Origin of the sequence: Nocardioides sp. cx-169, assembly GCF_021083605.1 — a bacterium.
Taxonomy (GTDB): domain Bacteria; phylum Actinomycetota; class Actinomycetes; order Propionibacteriales; family Nocardioidaceae; genus Nocardioides.
The window spans coordinates 19,901-38,123 of sequence record NZ_JAJNRO010000006.1; the positions used below are offsets into that span (position 1 = coordinate 19,901).

The 18,223-nt window shown below is 71.7% G+C and carries 19 protein-coding genes; 14 read left to right on the forward strand and 5 right to left on the reverse strand.

The genetic code is table 11. From position 1 onward, the window contains the following. Window positions 1–29: 29 nt before the first annotated feature. From dxr to LRP67_RS11025, 5 genes are all read left to right on the forward strand, one after another. Window positions 30–1,133, forward strand: coding sequence for a 1-deoxy-D-xylulose-5-phosphate reductoisomerase (dxr, locus tag LRP67_RS11005; RefSeq protein ID WP_374107411.1), 1,104 nt, complete (start codon window positions 30–32; stop codon window positions 1,131–1,133). Next, the gene (locus tag LRP67_RS11010) at window positions 1,130–2,479 is read left to right on the forward strand and encodes an RIP metalloprotease (RefSeq protein ID WP_231270228.1); all 1,350 of its coding nucleotides are present in this window, start codon (window positions 1,130–1,132) and stop codon (window positions 2,477–2,479) included. Before dxr ends, LRP67_RS11010 begins: the two co-directional genes overlap by 4 nt. A 74-nt stretch (window positions 2,480–2,553) precedes the next feature. Further along, a complete protein-coding gene (gene ispG / locus LRP67_RS11015) occupies window positions 2,554–3,705 on the forward strand; it encodes a flavodoxin-dependent (E)-4-hydroxy-3-methylbut-2-enyl-diphosphate synthase (protein WP_231270229.1) in 1,152 nt (383 codons plus the stop codon). A 45-nt stretch (window positions 3,706–3,750) separates the two neighbouring features. Next, window positions 3,751–4,599 carry a GNAT family N-acetyltransferase gene (locus LRP67_RS11020; protein ID WP_231270230.1) on the forward strand — a complete coding sequence of 283 codons (849 nt, stop codon included), beginning with the start codon at window positions 3,751–3,753 and terminating at the stop codon, window positions 4,597–4,599. 62 nt (window positions 4,600–4,661) lie between these two features. Continuing rightward, window positions 4,662–6,434: a proline--tRNA ligase gene (locus LRP67_RS11025; protein WP_231270231.1), complete on the forward strand. Its 1,773-nt coding sequence runs from the start codon at window positions 4,662–4,664 to the stop codon at window positions 6,432–6,434. Window positions 6,435–6,525: 91 nt separating this feature from the next. On the opposite strand, the gene LRP67_RS11030 is transcribed toward LRP67_RS11025, so the two are convergent. Then, complete coding sequence (locus tag LRP67_RS11030; RefSeq protein WP_231270232.1) at window positions 6,526–7,212, reverse strand: hypothetical protein; 687 nt, start codon at window positions 7,210–7,212, stop codon at window positions 6,526–6,528. Window positions 7,213–7,255: 43 nt separating this feature from the next. Here LRP67_RS11030 and LRP67_RS11035 point away from each other — a divergent pair, with 43 nt between their 5' ends. Beyond that, entirely contained in the window at window positions 7,256–7,966 is a 711-nt protein-coding gene (locus LRP67_RS11035) for an HAD family hydrolase (RefSeq protein ID WP_231270233.1), read from the forward strand. 267 nt (window positions 7,967–8,233) lie between these two features. Here LRP67_RS11035 and LRP67_RS11040 read toward each other — a convergent pair whose 3' ends face one another. Both LRP67_RS11040 and LRP67_RS11045 read right to left on the reverse strand, forming a co-directional pair. Next, a complete protein-coding gene (locus tag LRP67_RS11040) occupies window positions 8,234–8,659 on the reverse strand; it encodes a ferritin-like domain-containing protein (protein ID WP_231270234.1) in 426 nt (141 codons plus the stop codon). Further along, on the reverse strand, window positions 8,656–9,150 hold the full coding sequence (locus LRP67_RS11045) for a hypothetical protein (protein ID WP_231270235.1): 495 nt from the start codon (window positions 9,148–9,150) through the stop codon (window positions 8,656–8,658). The genes LRP67_RS11040 and LRP67_RS11045 overlap by 4 nt, the downstream gene beginning before the upstream one ends. Window positions 9,151–9,244: 94 nt before the next feature. On the opposite strand from LRP67_RS11045, the gene rimP reads away from it, so the two are divergent. The 8 genes from rimP (at window position 9,245) to LRP67_RS11085 (ending at window position 17,475) form a co-directional block, all read left to right on the forward strand. Next, on the forward strand, window positions 9,245–9,751 hold the full coding sequence (rimP, locus tag LRP67_RS11050) for a ribosome maturation factor RimP (RefSeq protein ID WP_231270236.1): 507 nt from the start codon (window positions 9,245–9,247) through the stop codon (window positions 9,749–9,751). Continuing rightward, a complete protein-coding gene (gene nusA / locus LRP67_RS11055) occupies window positions 9,751–10,731 on the forward strand; it encodes a transcription termination factor NusA (RefSeq protein ID WP_231242391.1) in 981 nt (326 codons plus the stop codon). The genes rimP and nusA overlap by 1 nt, the downstream gene beginning before the upstream one ends. Before the next feature lie 111 nt (window positions 10,732–10,842). Beyond that, complete coding sequence (locus LRP67_RS11060; protein ID WP_308189732.1) at window positions 10,843–11,097, forward strand: YlxR family protein; 255 nt, start codon at window positions 10,843–10,845, stop codon at window positions 11,095–11,097. A gap of 124 nt (window positions 11,098–11,221) precedes the next feature. Next, the gene (gene infB, locus LRP67_RS11065; protein ID WP_231270238.1) at window positions 11,222–14,047 is read left to right on the forward strand and encodes a translation initiation factor IF-2; all 2,826 of its coding nucleotides are present in this window, start codon (window positions 11,222–11,224) and stop codon (window positions 14,045–14,047) included. A gap of 86 nt (window positions 14,048–14,133) precedes the next feature. After that, window positions 14,134–14,589 (forward strand): 30S ribosome-binding factor RbfA, encoded by a 456-nt coding sequence (gene rbfA / locus LRP67_RS11070; protein WP_231270239.1) that lies wholly within the window; start codon window positions 14,134–14,136, stop codon window positions 14,587–14,589. Continuing rightward, a complete protein-coding gene (truB, locus tag LRP67_RS11075; RefSeq protein ID WP_231270240.1) occupies window positions 14,586–15,452 on the forward strand; it encodes a tRNA pseudouridine(55) synthase TruB in 867 nt (288 codons plus the stop codon). The genes rbfA and truB overlap by 4 nt, the downstream gene beginning before the upstream one ends. Window positions 15,453–15,482: 30 nt before the next feature. After that, window positions 15,483–16,418 carry a bifunctional riboflavin kinase/FAD synthetase gene (locus LRP67_RS11080; protein ID WP_231270241.1) on the forward strand — a complete coding sequence of 312 codons (936 nt, stop codon included), beginning with the start codon at window positions 15,483–15,485 and terminating at the stop codon, window positions 16,416–16,418. A gap of 1 nt (window position 16,419) precedes the next feature. Further along, window positions 16,420–17,475, forward strand: coding sequence for a hypothetical protein (locus LRP67_RS11085; protein ID WP_231270242.1), 1,056 nt, complete (start codon window positions 16,420–16,422; stop codon window positions 17,473–17,475). Here the strand turns inward: LRP67_RS11085 and LRP67_RS11090 are convergent. Then, entirely contained in the window at window positions 17,472–17,729 is a 258-nt protein-coding gene (locus LRP67_RS11090; protein ID WP_231242400.1) for an HPr family phosphocarrier protein, read from the reverse strand. The genes LRP67_RS11085 and LRP67_RS11090 overlap by 4 nt on opposite strands. Before the next feature lie 35 nt (window positions 17,730–17,764). After that, window positions 17,765–18,220: a PTS sugar transporter subunit IIA gene (locus LRP67_RS11095; RefSeq protein WP_231270243.1), complete on the reverse strand. Its 456-nt coding sequence runs from the start codon at window positions 18,218–18,220 to the stop codon at window positions 17,765–17,767. Window positions 18,221–18,223 lie beyond the last annotated feature (3 nt).

An 18,223-nucleotide genomic window follows, 5' to 3' on the forward strand; every position in this document is an offset into this window, starting at 1 on the left:
GACCCAGGCTAATGCGGGAGGATAGCGCCGTGAGAGACGTCGTGATCCTCGGCAGCACCGGCTCCATCGGCACCCAGGCCCTGGACCTGGTCCGCGCCAACCCCGACCGCTTCCGCGTGGTCGGGCTCACGGCGGGCGGCTCGCAGCCCGAGCTCTTCGAGCGGCAGGTCGCCGAGTTCGCCGCGGCGTACCCCGGCCTCTACCGCGGTCTGGGGGAGGAGGCCTCCGTCGAGGCGGCCTCGATGGCCTGCGACGTCGTGCTCAACGGCATCACCGGGGCGGTGGGGCTGCGCCCGACCCTGGCCGCCCTTGACGCCGGCAACACGCTCGCGCTGGCTAACAAGGAGTCGCTGATCATGGGCGGGCCGCTGGTGCTGGAGCGAGCCAAGCCCGACCAGATCGTGCCGGTCGACTCCGAGCACAGCGCGCTCGCGCAGTGCCTGCGGGGCGGTCGTCCCGACGAGGTACGCCGCCTGGTGCTCACCGCGAGCGGGGGCCCCTTCCGCGGCCGCACCCGCGACGAGCTCGCGGGGGTCACGCCCGAGCAGGCGATGGCGCACCCGACGTGGGACATGGGCCCGGTCATCACGATCAACTCCGCGACCCTGGTCAACAAGGGCCTGGAGGTGATCGAGGCGCACCTGCTGTTCGGGATCCCGTTCGACCGGATCGAGGTAGTGGTGCACCCGACGAGCGTCGTGCACTCGATGGTGGAGTTCGTCGACGGCTCGACGCTGGTCCAGGCGAGCCCGCCGACCATGCTGATCCCGATCTCGCTGGGCCTCGCCTGGCCCGACCGGGTGCCGGACGCCGCGGCGCCGGTCGACTGGAGCCGTCCCGAGACCTGGGAGTTCCTCCCGCTCGACGACGAGGCGTTCCCGGCGGTGTCGCTCGCGCGGCAGGCGGGGGAGCGGGGAGGCACCGCGCCTGCGGTCTACAACGCGGCGAACGAGGTGTGCGTCGAGGCGTTCCGGGCGGGCCGGCTCGCGTTCGCCGACATCGTTGCGAGCGTCGCCGCCGTCCTTGCGCGCCACGACGTACCCTCGGAGGAGGGCCTGACCATCGACGGCATCCTCGCCGCTGACGCCTGGGCCCGCACCGAGACCCGCACCCTGATAGGGAGACCTGAGTGACCGCTCTCTACTACCTGCTCGGCGTCGTCATCTTCGTCGTCGCCATCCTCGCCTCGATCGGCCTGCACGAGCTCGGCCACATGATCCCGGCGAAGAGGTTCGGCGGGAAGGTCACGCAGTACTTCATCGGCTTCGGTCCCACGGTGTGGAGCCGGCAGGTGGGAGAGACCGAGTACGGCGTGAAGGCGATCCCCCTCGGGGGCTACGTCAAGATCGTCGGGATGCTGCCCCCCGGCGCCGAGCAGCTGGCCGACGAGGCCACCGTCGACGCCGACGGCAACACCGTGACCCGCGTGCGCAAGTCCAACACCGGGATGTTCACCCAGCTGATCTCCGACGCCCGGGCCGCGGAGTGGGAGCTGGTGCGGCCCGAGGACTCCGAGCGGCTCTTCTACAAGCTCCCGTCGTGGAAGAAGGTCGTCGTGATGGCGGGCGGTCCGACCGTCAACATCGTCATCGCCTTCCTCATCTTCTGCGCGGTGTTCGCCACCTACGGCAACCCCAGCGACCCGCAGGTCGACCCGGTCGTGGCGCGGGTCGAGGCCTGCGTGGTGCCGGCCGCCGAGGCGGGGCGCGTCTGCACCGACGAGGACCCGGTCGCTCCGGCGTACGAGGCGGGCTTCCGGGAGGGCGACCGGTTCGTCTCCTTCAACGGCGAGGAGATCACCGACTGGCGCCAGCTCCAGGGACTGATCCGGGGCAACGACGACGGCCGGGCCGAGATCGTCGTCGAACGCGGTGGCGAGGAGCTCACGCTCACCACCAACACCCTGGTCACCGCGCGCCCGACCTCGGCCACCGACGCCACCGAGCAGCAGGTCGGCTTCCTTGGCATCCAGCCCGCCACCCACCTCCAGACCGGCGGGGTGCCCTACACGCTCGAGCAGATGGGCGGCATGACCGTCGACACGGTCCAGGCCCTCGCCACGCTCCCGGCCAAGGTGTGGGACGTCGCCCAGGCCATCGTCGGCCTCGAGGAGCGCGACCCCGCGGGCCCGGTCAGCATCGTCGGCGGCGGACGGCTCGCGGGCGAGACGGTCTCCCACGATGAGTTCCCGGTCGCCGACAAGACCGTCTTCCTGCTGATGCTGATCGCGGGGTTCAACTTCTTCATCGGGATGTTCAACTTCCTGCCGTTGCTGCCCCTCGACGGCGGCCACATCGCGAGCGCGCTGTGGGAGGCCGTACGCCGCCGCCTCGCGCGCCTGCGCGGCCGCCCCGACCCCGGCTACGTCGACGCGGCCAAGCTGCTCCCGGTCGCCTACGTCGTCGCCTCCGCGATGCTGGTCATGGGCGCCGTGCTCATCGTCGGCGACCTGGTCGTGCCGCTGCACCTCGAGGGCTAGCCGCTCCTGGACCACCCCGGGACCGGGCCCGGGCGAATGCGGAGCGCGCGGACACCGGCCAGTAACCTGGGCCCATGACCGCCATCAGCCTCGGCATGCCGGAGGCGCCGCCTCCCGTGCTCGCCCCACGCCGCAAGACCCGCCAGATCCAGGTGGGCGCGGTGGGGGTCGGGAGCGACCACCCGGTCTCGGTGCAGTCGATGACGACCACGCTCACCTCCGACGTCAACGCGACCCTGCAGCAGATCGCCGAGCTGACCGCGACCGGGTGCGACATCGTGCGCATCGCCTGTCCGAGCCAGGACGACGCCGACGCGCTCGCGGAGATCGCCACGCACTCGCAGATCCCGGTGATCGCCGACATCCACTTCCAGCCCAAGTACGTCTTCGCCGCGATCGACGCCGGCTGTGCCGCCGTGCGCGTCAACCCGGGCAACATCCGCAAGTTCGACGACCAGGTCAAGGAGATCGCGCGCGCCGCCCAGGACCGCGGTACCTCGATCCGCATCGGCGTCAACGCCGGGTCGCTGGACCCGCGCCTGCTGCAGAAGTACGGCAAGGCCACGCCTGAGGCGCTCGTGGAGTCGGCGAAGTGGGAGGCCGGCCTGTTCGAGGAGCACGGCTTCCGGGACTTCAAGATCTCGGTCAAGCACAACGACCCCGTGGTGATGGTGCGCGCCTACGAGCTGCTGGCCGCCGAGGGGGACTGGCCGCTGCACCTCGGCGTCACCGAGGCCGGGCCGGCGTTCCAGGGCACGATCAAGTCCGCGACCGCCTTCGGCGCGCTGCTGAGCCAGGGCATCGGCGACACCATCCGCGTCTCCCTCTCGGCCCCGCCGGTCGAGGAGGTCAAGGTCGGCATCCAGATCTTGCAGTCGCTCAACCTGCGCCCCCGCAAGCTCGAGATCGTCAGCTGCCCGAGCTGCGGGCGCGCGCAGGTCGACGTCTACAGCCTGGCCGAGCAGGTGACCGCCGGCCTCGAGGGCATGGAGGTCCCGCTGCGCGTCGCCGTCATGGGCTGCGTCGTGAACGGCCCCGGTGAGGCGCGCGAGGCCGACCTCGGCGTCGCCTCGGGCAACGGCAAGGGCCAGATCTTCGTCAAGGGCGAGGTCATCAAGACCGTCCCCGAGTCGCAGATCGTGGAGACGCTGATCGAGGAGGCCATGCGCATCGCCGAGGGCATGGAGGCCGTCGACGGCGCCGGGGCCCAGGTCACCGTCTCCTAGGCACGCCGGTCGCCCCCCGGGCGGACTTCGGCCTAGAGTCTCCTCGTGCCGACGACCACCCGCCACGGCGTACGCCCCCTCGGCTCCGCCGACCTCGAGGCGTTCCTCGCGCTGGCCGGGCGGGACCCGGTGGTCAACGTGTTCGCGATCTACCGCGCCCGCACGACCAGCCTCGAGCCCCGGTGGCTCGGGGGAGAGGTATGGGGCCGCTTCGCCAACGGCGAGCTGGTCGCCGCGTGCCACGTCGGGGCCAACCTGGTGCCGATCCAGGCCACGGCCGACGACGCGCGGGCGTTCGCCGAGCGAGCGCTCACCCGCAGCCGGAGCGTCTCCACGATCGTGGGACCACACGACGCCGTCCGGGTGTTCTGGGACAGCGTGGCCGACTCGTGGGGCAGCCCCCGCGAGTGCCGGTGGGAGCAGCCGCACCTGGTCATCGACACCCCGCCGCTGGTCGAGGCGGACCACCGCGTGCGCCGTACGACGCGGCAGGACCTGCCGGCGCTCTACCCCGCCTGCGTGGCCATGTACACCGAGGAGGTCGGGGTGTCCCCGGAGGCCGGCGGCGGCGCCGACCTCTACCGCGCCCGGGTCAGCCAGCTCACCGGCCGGGGCTGGTCCTTCGCCCGCTTCGACGAGGGACGCGTGGTGTTCAAGGCGGAGGTCGCCTGCGCCACCGAGGACGCCGCGCAGGTCCAGGGCGTCTGGGTGCCTCCGGACCGCCGGGGCGAGGGCCTGGCCACCGCCGGAATGGCGGCGGTCGTCGACTTCGTCCAGCATGAGATCGCGCCCGTCGTGTCGCTCTACGTCAACGAGTGGAACGCGCCTGCGCGCCGCGCCTACGAGGCCGTCGGCTTCCGGGAGACGGCGCGGTTCTCCACCGTGATGTTCTAAAGCGGCGCCGTCCTCACGGAACTGGTGCGCGGAGCCCACACCGGCGGAAGTAGCCTGACCGCATGATGATGCGGATGTCGAGCCTGTTCCTGCGGACCCTGCGTGAGGACCCCGTGGACGCCGAGGTCCCGAGCCACCGGTTGCTGGTGCGCGCGGGCTACATCCGCCGCGCCGCACCGGGCATCTACACCTGGCTCCCGCTCGGACTGCGGGTGCTGCGCAGGATCGAGACGATCATCCGCGAGGAGATGGACGGGATCGGCGCGCAGGAGCTGTCGTTCCCCGCCCTGCTGCCCAAGGAGCCCTACGAGGCCACCGGCCGCTGGACCGACTACGGCGACGGCATCTTCCGGCTCCAGGACCGCAAGGGCAACGACTATCTGCTCGGGCCCACGCACGAGGAGATGTTCACCCTCGTGGTCAAGGACCTCTACAGCTCCTACAAGGACCTGCCGCTCTCGATCTACCAGATCCAGACGAAGTACCGCGACGAGGCTCGCCCCCGCGCGGGTCTGCTGCGCGGGCGCGAGTTCATCATGAAGGACTCCTACTCCTTCGACGTCGACGACGCCGGGCTGGAGGCCAGCTACCAGCGCCACCGTGACGCCTACATCCGGATCTTCGACCGCCTCGGCTTCGAGTACGTCATCGTCAAGGCCACCGCCGGCGCCATGGGCGGCTCCAAGTCGGAGGAGTTCCTGGCCCGGGCCGCGGTGGGCGAGGACACCTACGTGCGCTGCTCGTCGTGCGACTACGCCGCCAACGTCGAGGCCGTCACGGTCCGTCCCCCCGCGCCCGTGCCCTATGACGAGGCCCCCGCGGCGCACGCCGAGCAGACGCCCGCAACGCCGACGATCGAGACCCTGGTCGACCACCTCAACGCCACCTTCCCGCGCGCCGACCGTCCCTGGGAGGCCGCCGACACCCTCAAGAACGTGCTGGTGGTGCTCAAACACCCCGACGGCACCCGCGAGCCGCTGGCCATCGGCCTGCCCGGCGACCGGGAGGTCGACCGCAAGCGCCTCGAGGGTCAGCTGGAGCCGATCGAGGTCGAGCCGATGGACGAGGCCGAGATGCGCAAGCACCCCGCGCTGGTCAAGGGCTACATCGGCCCCGGGGTCCTCGGCGAGAAGAGCGCCTCCGAGATCCGCTACCTCGTCGACCCCCGGGTCGTCGAGGGCACCCGCTGGGTCACCGGCGCCGACGTCGACGGCAGCCACGTGCTCGACCTCGTGGCCGGGCGCGACTTCACCCCCGACGGCACCATCGAGGCCGCCGACGTGCGCGACGGCGACGCCTGCCCCAACTGCGACGAGGGCACCCTCGAGTCCGCGCGTGGCATCGAGATGGGCCACATCTTCCAGCTGGGCCGCAAGTACGCCGACGCGCTGGACCTCAAGGTCCTCGACGAGAACGGCAAGCTGGTCACGGTCACCATGGGCTCCTACGGTATCGGCCCCTCGCGGGCCGTCGCCGCGATCGCGGAGGGCACCCTCGACGAGTCCGGTCTGTGCTGGCCGCGCAACGTCGCCCCCGCCGACGTCCACATCGTCGCGGCCGGCAAGGACGCCGACGTGTTCGCGGCCGCCGAGCGGATCGCCCACGAGCTCGACGCCTGCGGCGTCCAGGTCCTCTACGACGACCGCGCCGGAAAGATCAGCCCCGGCGTGAAGTTCAAGGACGCCGAGCTCATCGGGGTGCCCACGATCGTGGTCGTCGGCAAGACCCTGGCCGAGACCGGCGCGGTCGAGGTCCGCGACCGACGTACCGGCGAGCGGGTCGAGGTCCCCGCCGACCGCGTGGTCGACCACCTGGTGGCCCTGGTCCGCGCCTGATGCGGGTGAGTTTCACCGGGTACCCGGTGAAACTCACGCACCCCGCACGAAACTTCACACCGGAGGCGTGAGTTTCGCACCGGTCCTGAGGCTAGTGGGACCGCCGGTGCAAGGGGGTCGGACCCCTGCGGCCGGCGGGCTCGATCAGCTCCATGAGGCGCAGGCAGTAGGCGACGCGCTGCGCGAGCACGGTCGGGGCCCCGATCAGGGCACCCAGCTCGGCGGTCGAGAACGGCTCGTCGGGCAGCTCGGCGCCGAGCAGCGCGAGGGCGTCGCGCGACTCGCGCAGCTCGTGGCTGCCAACCACCTCGGCGAGGTGGCGTACGCCGGGGTCGCGGGTGCGCCGGCCGGAGCGGCTGCGTGTGGGCGCCGGGGCCCGGACGTGGTCCTCGCGGCACAGCAGCACCTCGACGACCAGGTGCGGGTGGCCGATCAGGGAGGGGAAGGCGACCAGCTTGTCGAAGACCTCGAGCACGCCCGCCCGCTTCGGAGAGCGGCGCTCGGAGAGGATCACGCCGTCGGCGTCGACCCGCACGATGCGGCGTACGGCGGGGACGGGGTGCACGATCCGCATCCGGTGACCGTCGAGCAGCCCATCGAGCTTGGGGCCGAGCGGGCCGAACCCGCCGGTCTGGATCTCGACCAGCTCGCCGTCGGCGCGCACCAGGTCGACCACCCAGCGCCCGACCGGCACCTCGAACGCGTCGCCCGGGCGGCCCAGCCAGTGCTTCACCGCCGCGTGGAGCGGGCCCTCCGCGAGCTCCCCGATCCCGGCCACCCCCCGAACCTACGGCGTCGGCGCCGCTGGCTAGGGTGCCGCCATGCCCGAGAGCCCCGGAGTCGACGCCGTGATCTTCGACTGGGGCGGCACGCTCACCCGCTGGCACGACATCGACTTCCACGCCGAGTCGCTCGCGCTGGCCCAGGCGGTCGTCGGCCACGACGACGTGGAGGCGTCGCGGGCCAGCCTCCACGAGGCCGGCAGCGTGATCTGGGGGCGCTCGCGCGACCACCAGCAGAGCGCGACGGTGGCCGACCTCTTCGCCGAGGCCGGGCTGGACCACGACCCCGAGCTGCTCCGCCACTACTACGAGTTCTGGGAGCCGCACACCCTCACGGACCCGGCCGTCGGCCCGCTGTGGACGTCGCTGCGCGCCGACGGCCTGCGCATCGGGGTGCTGTCCAACACGATCTGGCCGCGTGCCTGGCACGAGCGGATCTTCGAGCGCGACGGGGTGCGCCACCTGATCGACGGTGACGTCTATACCAGCGAGATCCCGTGGACCAAGCCGTCGCCGCGCGCGTTCGGCGCGGCGATCGAGGCGGTCGGCCTCACCGACCCGGCGCGCTGCGTCTACGTCGGCGACCGGCTCTTCGACGACATCTGGGGCGCCCAGCAGGCCGGACTGCGTACGATCCACGTCCCGCACAGCGCGATCCCGGCCGAGCAGGCGGGCCACATCGAGGGCGTGCCCGACGCCGTCGCCCACGACCTGGCCGACGTCGCCTCGATCGTCGCCGGCTGGCGCTGACCGCCTACCGCGCCTGACCTGGCCGATTGCAAGTTTCTGCAATGCAGATTTGTGATGTTCGCAGGTCATACCGCGTGCGCGCTCCCTGCTGCATCATCGTGCAAGGAAGGGACGTCTACCTACCCCACCTCGAAGTTGTCCCTTCCGTCCCCCCACAAAAGGCCTCGTCCCAGGCCTCAGCGGTCCGCGTACCCCACTTCCCGGGGAGCATCTCGGGCGTTCCCCGGGAGCCGAGTACGCGGACCGCTGGCATGTCCGGGACCCACCTCAGCCGTCGGTGCGCCCGGGGAAGTCCTCCGGTGAGCCCCCGAAGGCGAGCTCCCGCACCGCGGTGGCCTGCAGGGCCCTCAGAGCCCAGGCCCGCAGCTCGTCGCTGGTGCTGGCCACCAGATAGGCGTAGGTCGCCGCGCAGTCGCGCTCGAGGCGCAGGGCACGCCGCGCGACTCCCTCGGGCGTGCCCAGATCGCCCGGCACGGCGTAGGAGACCTCGGCCCCGACCGGGTCACCGCCGAGGTCCTCGATCGTGCGCACCAGCTGGTCGCGGAGTCCCCGGTGGACCACGTAGGCGTCGGTGACCGCCGCGAAGAGCCGCGGACTGGCCGACTGCGACGTCTGCCCGCCGAGGACGCCCAGCACGTAGACGGCGGCGTGCTCCGCGGCCAGCGCCGTCTGCAGGGCCGAGAGCTCGCTCACCGCGGGACCGCCGTGGACACGCTCGCGAGCCGCTGCGCCACGGCGGCGGACATCGAGGCCAGCAGCGAGGCCAGCGCCCCGCTGCCGGCGGCCAGGCAGGCCTCGTCGAGGCGTCCCTGGTGGGCCCGCTCGAGGGTGCGCACCTGCCTCAGGGCCGGGGCGTAGGCGAGCCGCCGGCCACCCGTGCCCGGCGTCGGGGCGGGGTCATCGGTCAGCGCGGCGCGATGTGCGAGGTGGAGGGCGATGAGGACGTCGGGGAGGTCTCCGAGGCTGCGGGGGTGCGGCAGGGCGACGATCGTGGCGTCCAGGTCGGCGACGACATCGGCGACCAGCGCCGTGTCCGCATCCACCGGCGGCGCGGTGGGGGAGCCGGCCGGAGCCGGGTCACCACGGGGGTCGAGGTCGTCCAGGTCACAGCCCGTCGCGACCAGCAGCGCACCCAGCGTCGCGCCGATCGCCGTACGGCGGGTGGCTGCGGGGCGGTGGGGCACGCGGCGACCCTATCGCCGGATGTCCAGACCACCGCCGGGAGCGGCTATCGTGACAGCAGCAGCACCCACAACAGCACAGGGAGGTCGCGCCACCATGAGCGCCAATCAGGCCGAGATCCAAGGCAAGATCGAGGCGGAGCTGAAGGACCCCCTGAGCGAGCTCGCCCTCGACATCGAGGCCGTCGAGATCACCCCCGCGGGCAAGCGTCGCGTGCTGCGGGTGGCGGTCGACAAGGACGGCGGGGTCACGCTCGACGACGTCGCCGAGGCGACCCGTCGCATCGACTCCGTGCTCGAGGCCTCCGACGTGATGGGGGAGTACCCCTACACGCTCGAGGTGACCTCCCGCGGGGTGGACCGGCCACTGACGCTGCCGCGCCACTGGCGCCGCAACGTCGACCGGCTGGTCAAGGTGACCCTCACCGACGGCTCCTCCTTCACGGGGCGGATCCTCGCCTCCGACGAGGAGCGCGCCACCGTCGACGTGGCGGGGACGTCTCGCGACGTGACCTACGCCCACGTGGACAAGGCGCTGGTGCAGATCGAGTTCAACCGCAAGAAGAGCAGCGACACCGACGACGAGGACGAGGGGGACGCCTGATGGACATCGACATGAGCATCCTGAGGATGCTGGAGCGCGAGAAGGAGATCTCCTTCTCGGTACTGGTCGAGGCGATCGAGCAGGCACTCCTCACGGCGTACCACAAGACGCCGGGAGCGCAGGAGAAGGCGAGGGTCACCCTCGACCGCAAGACCGGCCACGTGACCGTGCTGGCCGCCGAGCTCGACGACGAGGGCAACGTCGTCGGCGAGTTCGAGGACACGCCCGACGGGTTCGGCCGGATCGCCGCCACGACCGCCAAGCAGATCATGCTGCAGCGGCTGCGCGACGCCGAGGACGACGTGCGGTTCGGGGAGTTCTCCGGCAAGGAGGGCGACATCATCTCCGGCGTCATCCAGCAGGGCCGCAACCCTGCCGACGTCCTGGTCGACCTCGGCAAGCTCGAGGCGCTGCTGCCGGTCGGCGAGCGGGTCCCCGGCGAGGACTACCAGCACGGCACCCGCATCAAGTGCCTTGTGGTGTCGGTGCGCAAGGGCATGCGCGGACCGCAGATCACGCTCTCGCGCTCGCACCCCAACCTGGTCAAGAAGCTGTTCGCGCTGGAGGTCCCCGAGATCGCCAGCGGGGTCGTCGAGATCAAGGCGATCGCCCGTGAGGCCGGACACCGCACCAAGATCGCGGTCAAGACCGACACCCCGGGGGTCAACCCCAAGGGTGCCTGCATCGGCCCGATGGGGCAGCGGGTGCGCAATGTGATGTCGGAGTTGCACGGCGAGAAGATCGACATCGTCGACTGGTCCGACGACCCGGCCACGCTCGTCGCCAGCGCGCTGTCGCCGGCGCGCGTCACCTCGGTCGAGATCGTCGACCTCGCCGAGCGCTCCGCCCGTGTCGTCGTCCCGGACTTCCAGCTCTCGCTGGCGATCGGCAAGGAGGGCCAGAACGCCCGCCTCGCCGCCCGCCTCACCGGGTGGCGCATCGACATCCACGGCGACGAGGAAGCCCCCGCGGGCACCTGAGCGGGCGTGGGGGTGTGCCGGTTCGGTGATGTGCCCCCGCGTTGGCTAGACTGGTGCACGGTGGTCCACCGAAGCGCTCCCCTCACGGCGACAGAGCCTGTCCGTACGTGCGTGGGGTGCCGCCAGCGGGCTGCCAAGCGTGAGTTGATGCGGGTGACTGCCGGCTCGGACGCGCACGGCCAGCCGGCCGTCGTGCCTGATCCGGACGCCACCGCACCCGGCCGGGGCGCGCACCTGCACCCCACCGTCGAGTGCTACGAGCTCGCCGTACGGCGCAGAGCGTTCGCCCGTGCCCTGCGGCACGACGGAGCGCTGTCCACCGCCCCGGTGGGCGAGTACCTCGCCTCACGCGCAGACCCACAGTGACGAAACCAACCAGAAACTGGAGCAGCAGCTCATGAGCACTCGATGAGTAACTCCCGATGAGTTTGCAACACCACTAACGGTCTCGCAGCACCGCACGACGCGGGTCGAGGCCAGAAGGAGAAACGTGGCTAAGACCCGAGTACACGAGCTCGCCAAAGAGTTCGGCGTCGAGAGCAAATTCGTTCTCGAGAAGTTCAAGGAGATGGGGGAGTTCGTCAAGTCGGCGAGCTCCACTGTCGAGCTCCCCGCGGAGATGCGCTTCCGCAAGGAGGTAGGCGAGTCCCTCAAGGCCGCCGCCCCTGCCGCGCCCGCCGAGGAGAAGGCGGCCCCGAAGCCGACCCCCCGCAAGCCCGGTCCGGCCAAGAGGGCCGTCGAGCCCGAGGTGCAGGCTCCCGAGCCGACGCCCGAGCCGGCCCCCGTCGTCGAGGCGGCCCCCGCCGCGCCGGCAGCCCCGGCAGCCCCGGCCACGCCGGCAGCCCCGGTCGCTCCGGCCCAGCCGGAGGCGCCCGCCGCCGCCGCGACGCCGTCGGCACCGACCGCGACCCCGTCCGCGCGTCCGAAGGCACCGACCCCGGCCCCGCGTCCGGTCGGCAAGCCCGGCGGCACGCCGCGTCCGGGCAACAACCCGTTCTCGTCCAGCCAGGGCATGGGCAAGCGCCCCGCGGCGCCGCCGCGTGAGCCGGCTGCCGACGAGGCTCCCGGCGACGCTGCTCGTCCGCCGCGTCCGGCCGCTGCCCGCGAGGGTGGCGCCCCGGGTCGTCCGGGCATGCCTCGCCCCAACCCGGCGATGATGCCCAAGTCCCCGTCCGCCTTCGGTCCCGGCCCGGCCGGCCGCGGCGGCCCCGGTCGCGGTGGTCCCGGTGCGGCTCCCGGTCGCGGTGGTCCCGGTGGGGCTCCCGGTCGTGGTGCTCCGGGTCGCGGTGCCCCCGCGGGTGCCGGCGCCCCCGGCGGTCGTCCCGGCGGCTTCGGGCCGAGCGGTGGCGGTCGTCCCGGTGGCGGCAACCGTCCCGGCCAGCGCGGCCAGACCCAGGGTGCCTTCGGTCGCCCGGGTGGTCCCTCGCGTCGTGGACGCAAGTCCAAGCGGGCGCGTCGCCAGGAGTTCGAGGCCATGGAGGCCCCGACCCTGGGTGGCATGCGGGTCCGCAAGGGCAACGGCGAGACCGTGCGTCTTGCCCGTGGCGCCTCGCTGACCGACTTCGCCGACAAGGTCGGCGTCGACGCCGCCCAGCTGGTGCAGATGCTGTTCCACCTCGGTGAGATGGTCACCGCGACCGAGTCGGTCAACGACGCGACGCTCGAGCTGCTCGGTGAGGAGCTCAACTACAACGTCGAGGTCGTCTCCCCCGAGGACGAGGACCGCGAGTTGCTGGAGTCGTTCGACATCGACTTCGGTACCGACGAGGGCGACGACAGCGACCTGGTGGTCCGTCCGCCGGTCGTGACCGTCATGGGTCACGTCGACCACGGAAAGACCAAGCTCCTCGACGCGCTGCGCAACGCCAACGTCGTCGACAAGGAGGCCGGTGGCATCACCCAGCACATCGGTGCCTACCAGGTCTCCACCGAGGTCGACGGCACCGAGCGCCGCATCACCCTGATCGACACCCCCGGTCACGAGGCGTTCACCGCCATGCGTGCGCGTGGCGCCCAGGCGACCGACATCGCGATCCTGGTGGTCGCGGCCGACGACGGAGTCATGCCCCAGACGGTGGAGGCGCTCAACCACGCCCGTGCCGCCGGCGTGCCGATCGTGGTCGCGGTCAACAAGATCGACAAGCCCGATGCGGACCCGACCAAGGTGCGCGGCCAGCTGACGGAGTACGGCCTGATCCCCGAGGAGTACGGCGGCGACGCGATGTTCGTCGACGTCTCGGCCAAGTCCGAGCTCAACCTGGACAAGCTCCTCGAGGCGGTCGTCCTGACGGCCGACGCGTCCTTGGACCTGCGGGCCAACCCGACGCAGGACGCCCAGGGCCTGGTCGTCGAGGCCCACCTCGACCGCGGCCGCGGCCCGGTCGCGACCGTCCTCGTCCAGCGCGGCACGCTGCGGGTCGGCGACTCGATCGTGGCGGGCGCCGGCTACGGCCGCGTGCGCGCCATGCTCGACGAGCACGGCGACAACATCGAGCAGGCAGACCCGTCGCGCCCCGCGATGGTCCTGGGTCTGACCGCGGTGCCTGGCGCAGGCCAGAACTTCATCGTGGTCGAGGACGACCGCATGGCGCGCCAGATCGCGGAGAAGCGTGAGGCGCGTGAGCGTGCGGCCATGCAGGCCAAGCGTCGCGTGCGTCGCACCCTCGAGGACTTCATGGCCTCCATGGAGAAGGGCGAGAGCCAGGAGCTCAACCTCATCCTCAAGGGCGACGTGTCCGGCTCGGTCGAGGCTCTCGAGGACGCCCTCGCGCAGATCGACGTCGGCGACGAGGTCAGCCTGCGGGTCATCGACCGCGGTGTCGGTGCGATCACCGAGACCAACGTCGACCTGGCCGCGGCCTCCGACGCCATCATCATCGGCTTCAACGTCCGGCCTCAGGGCAAGGCGAGCCAGATGGCGGACAAGGAAGGCGTGGAGATCCGGTACTACTCGGTCATCTACAACGCCATCGAGGAGATCGAGGCGGCCCTCAAGGGCATGCTCAAGCCGGTCTACGAGGAGTCGACCCTGGGCCAGGCGGAGATCCGTGCGATCTTCCGCTCGTCCAAGCTCGGCAACATCGCGGGCTGCATGGTCACCTCGGGTGTCATCCGCCGCAACGCCAAGGTGCGGGTGCTGCGTGACAACAAGGTGATCGCGGACAACCTCGACCTCAACTCGCTCAAGCGCGAGAAGGACGACGCGTCCGAGGTCCGCGAGGGCTTCGAGTGCGGTCTGGTGCTCAAGAACTTCCAGGACATCAAGGAAGGCGATGTCGTGGAGGCGTTCGAGATGCGCGAGATCGCCCGCAGCTGATCCACCCGTCGACGAGTCGGCGCAGCTCCCGAGGGGGGGGGCTGCGCCGACTCGCACGTTCCCGGCAATTTGAGAGAGTAGGACCCATGACCAGCCCACGTGTGCGCAAGATCGCCGACCGGATCCAGGTGATCGTCGCGGAGATGCTCGAGCGCCGGATCAAGGACCCGCGGCTCGGCTTCGTGACGCTGACCGACGTACGCCTGACCGGCGACGGGCAGCAGGCCACGATCTTCTACACCGTCCTCGGTGGCGAGGACGAGATGGCGGGCACGGCGGTGGCGCTGGAGTCCGCCAAGGGTGTCCTGCGCTCCGAGGTGGCCAAGCAGCTCGGCACCCGCACGGCGCCCACGCTGAGCTTCATCCACGACGCCCTGCCCGACGAGGCGCGGGCCCTGGACGAGGTGCTCGCCCGCGCCAAGGCGCAGGACGAGGCCGTGGCGGCGGCGCGCGCCAACGCGGCGTACGCCGGTGGGGACGACCCGTACAAGAAGCCTCGCGAGGTCACCGAGGACGACACCGAGGACGACGAGGAGCTGTGACGACCGGGTCCGGCCTGGTCGTCGTCGACAAGCCCCAGGGGGTCACCTCCCACGATGTCGTCGCGCGGGTGCGCCGACTGGCCGGGACCCGCAAGGTCGGCCACGCCGGCACCCTCGACCCGATGGCCACGGGCGTGCTCGTGCTCGGCGTCAACCGTGCGACCCGGCTGCTGGGGCACCTCATGCTCACCGAGAAGGCCTACGACGCCACCGTGCGGCTGGGCGTGGCCACCACCACCGACGATGCCGAGGGCGACGTCGTCGCCAGCGCCTCGACGGCCGCGCTGAGCGAGGACGCCGTGCGCCAGGCGCTGGCGGGCTTCGTCGGCGAGCTGCAGCAGGTGCCGACCGCGGTCTCTGCGATCAAGGTCGACGGCAAGAGGGCCTACCAGCGGGTCCGCGACGGCGAGCAGGTCGAGCTGAAGCCGCGCGCGGTCACCGTGCACGCGCTCGCCGTGGGGGAGGTGCGTCCCGGCCCCGACCACGTCGACGTGGACGTCTCCCTGCGCTGCTCCAGCGGCACCTACGTGCGCGCCATCGCCCGTGACGTCGGGCGGCTGCTCGGCGTCGGCGGCCACCTCACCGCGCTGCGGCGTACGGCGGTCGGCTCCTTCGACCTCGCGACTGCGGCGACCCTCGAGGAGCTGGCCGAGTCGTTCGCGATCGTGCCGATCGCCCAGGCCGCTCGTGGCACCTTCCCCAGCCGTGAGCTGGACGAGAGGCAGGTGGCCGACGTGCGCGTGGGGCGCGCCCTCGACCTCCCGCTGGACGGCCTCACCGCGGTGTTCGCACCCGACGGCGAGTTCCTGGCCCTCTACGAGCCGCGCGAGGGCGTCGCCCGCGCGGCGGCGGTCTTCGTCTGAGCGGCGAGGGTCGCCAGTAAGGTTCCTGACGTGCAGATCTGGCGTTCGCTCGACGACATCCCTCACGACCTCGGGCCCACCGCGGTCGTGATCGGCAACTTCGACGGCGTCCACCTCGGCCACCAGCAGGTGCTGTCCCGGGCCCGGGCCCTCGCCGACGAGCAGGGGCTGCCGGTCGTGGCGGTCACCTTCGAGCCGCATCCGATGGCCGTCCTGCGGCCCGAGCACGCGCCCACCATGCTGACCACGGTCGAGCGCCGCGCGGAGCTGCTGGTCGACGCCGGGGCGGACGTGGTGCTCGCGCTGCCCTTCGACCGCGACGTCGCCACCTGGTCCCCCGAGGAGTTCGTGCGCCGCGTGCTCGTCGACGGACTCGGCGCCGCGGTCGTCGTCGTCGGCGCCAACTTCAGGTTCGGCAACCGTGCGTCCGGGGACGTCGGGACCCTGGTCGAGGAGGGCCGGCGGCACGGCTTCGCCGCCGAGGGCATCGCGCTGGACGGCGGACCGATGGTGTGGTCGTCGACCTACGTCCGCACCTGTCTGGCCACCGGGGACGTCGCGGGCGCCGCCGAGGCGCTCGGGCACCCCTACGCCGTCCGCGGTGTCGTCGTACGGGGCGACCAGCGCGGCCGCGACCTCGGCTATCCGACGGCCAACGTCCCCACCGACGGCCTCACCGCCGCCCCGGCCGACGGTGTCTACGCGGGCCGCCTACGACGTCTCGACACCGGCGAGGTCTACCCGGCGGCGATCAGCGTCGGCACCAACCCCACCTTCGACGGGGTGCGCGCCCGGCGCGTCGAGAGCTACGTGCTGGACCGCACCGACCTGGAGCTGTACGGCGTCGAGGTCGAGGTGTCCTTCGTCGACCGGCTTCGCGGGATGGTGGCCTTCGACTCCGTCGACGCCCTCGTCGTGCAGATGCAGGACGACGTCAACCGCGCCCGCGAGATCCTGAGCGCCTGAGGTGTCCCATCACCACCCGGCGCCGGGAGACCCGGTCGCGGCCACCGACGCGTGGTTCCTCACCCACGGCCTGACCTACTTCGTGCCCGAGAAGCGGGCGTCGGTGCGCTCTGCGCTGAGTCGACGCCGGGTGCTGCCCCTGCTCGGGCTGACCGCCGTGGTGGCCGTCGCGGTGGCCGTGGCGCTGCCGTTCCTCGACAAGGGAGAGGAGTACCTGCCGGCCGTGCTGTGGACGCTGCTCGGCGTCGTCGCCACCTGGTACGCACTCACGGCCTTGGAGGCCCGCTCCATCGTCGCCTGGGCGCTGGCGCGCACCTTCGGCAGCCTGTGGACCCTGCTGCCGATGATGACCCGCGCGCTGCCGATGCTCCTGGTCTTCGTGACCTTCCTCTTCATCAACGCCGAGGTCTGGGAGGTCGCGTCCTGGCTGGAGACCGGCGACCTGTGGCTGGTGGCGCTGCTGTTCGGCACCATGGCCGCGGCCTTCCTGTTGGTGAGGCTGCCCGAGGAGGTGGACCGCACCGACGACGACGTCGATGAGGCCCTGCTGCTCCACGCGACGGCCGGGACCCCGCTGGAGCAGGCTGCTCGGGAGCTGGTCGACGATCCTGATGCCGACCCGGCGTCGTACGCCGAGGTGGGCGGCTACGAGCGTTGGAACCTGATCCTCGTGCTCGTCGTCATCCAGGCCACGCAGGTGCTGCTGCTGGCGGTCACCGTCTTCGGCTTCTTCATGCTGTTCGGCTCGCTCATCATGCAGCCGGCGATCGTCGAGACGTGGACCGGCGGCAAGCCCGACACCATCCCCTTCCTCGAAGGCATCCGCTACCTCGACAACATCTCGGCCGAGCTGGTGAAGGTGTCGGTGTTCCTCGCGGCGTTCTCCAGCCTGTATCTCACCGTCTCGACGGTGACCGACGAGACCTACCGCCAGCAGTTCTTCGGCAGCGTGCTGCACGAGATGGAGCAGGCCGTCGGCGTGCGCGCGGTCTATCTCGCGCTGCGCGACCGGCAGGGGGCCGAGTCCTCGGAACGGTACGCGGACCCGAGCCTCTAGACGTCGAGGTCCTTCTCCACCAGCGCCGCGATCGTCTCGACGTCGGCCTCGTCGTCCCCGGAGACCTCGACGGTGTCGCCGTTGCCCGCGCCGAGGGTCATCAGCAGCAGCGCCGAGCTGGCGTCGACCGGCTCGTCGCCGGGAATCCCGATCAGCACCTCCGAGTCGAGATCGCCCGCCGCCTCGGAGATGATCGCGGCGGGACGGGCGTGCAGGCCGACGGCGGAGCCGACCTTGACGGACTTCGTGGGCATGGTTCTCCTTGGGTGGTGGGTGGTGAGGGGGTGCGTCAGAGGGTAGCGACGACCCGTCCGAGGATCGCGATCACCTGATCGGCGGTCTCGGCGCCGCGCAGGTCGCGGCCGAACTCCGGCCTGACCAGCGCGCGGGCGAGCCTGGTGAGGATCTGCAGGTGGGCGTCGTCGCCGCCTGCGGGGGCCGCGATCAGGAAGGCGAGGTCGGCGGGGCCGTCCTCGGCGCCGAAGTCGACCCTCGGAGAGAGCCGCGCGAACACGAGGGTCGGCACCTCGACGCCCTCGGTGCGGCAATGCGGGATCGCGATACCGCCGGTCAGGCAGGTGGCGGCCTTCGCCTCGCGGGCGAGGACGTCGGCGACGAGCGCCTCGACGTCGAGGGCGCGGCCCGCCTGGGCGACGACGTCGGCCAAGGCGTGGATCACCGCGCCCTTGTCGGCGCCCAGGTCGGCGTCGAGCCGGACCAGGTCGGGTGTGATCAGGGAGGTCATGGG

Coding starts and splice junctions, on each gene's coding strand:
- rbfA (WP_231270239.1), top strand. CDS start 14,134: ATGACCAGCCCACGTGTGCGCAAGATCGCCGACCGGATCCAGGTGATC.
- ispG (WP_231270229.1), top strand. CDS start 2,554: ATGACCGCCATCAGCCTCGGCATGCCGGAGGCGCCGCCTCCCGTGCTC.
- LRP67_RS11035 (WP_231270233.1), top strand. CDS start 7,256: ATGCCCGAGAGCCCCGGAGTCGACGCCGTGATCTTCGACTGGGGCGGC.
- LRP67_RS11090 (WP_231242400.1), bottom strand. CDS start 17,729: ATGCCCACGAAGTCCGTCAAGGTCGGCTCCGCCGTCGGCCTGCACGCC.
- rimP (WP_231270236.1), top strand. CDS start 9,245: ATGAGCGCCAATCAGGCCGAGATCCAAGGCAAGATCGAGGCGGAGCTG.
- LRP67_RS11025 (WP_231270231.1), top strand. CDS start 4,662: ATGATGATGCGGATGTCGAGCCTGTTCCTGCGGACCCTGCGTGAGGAC.
- LRP67_RS11095 (WP_231270243.1), bottom strand. CDS start 18,220: ATGACCTCCCTGATCACACCCGACCTGGTCCGGCTCGACGCCGACCTG.
- nusA (WP_231242391.1), top strand. CDS start 9,751: ATGGACATCGACATGAGCATCCTGAGGATGCTGGAGCGCGAGAAGGAG.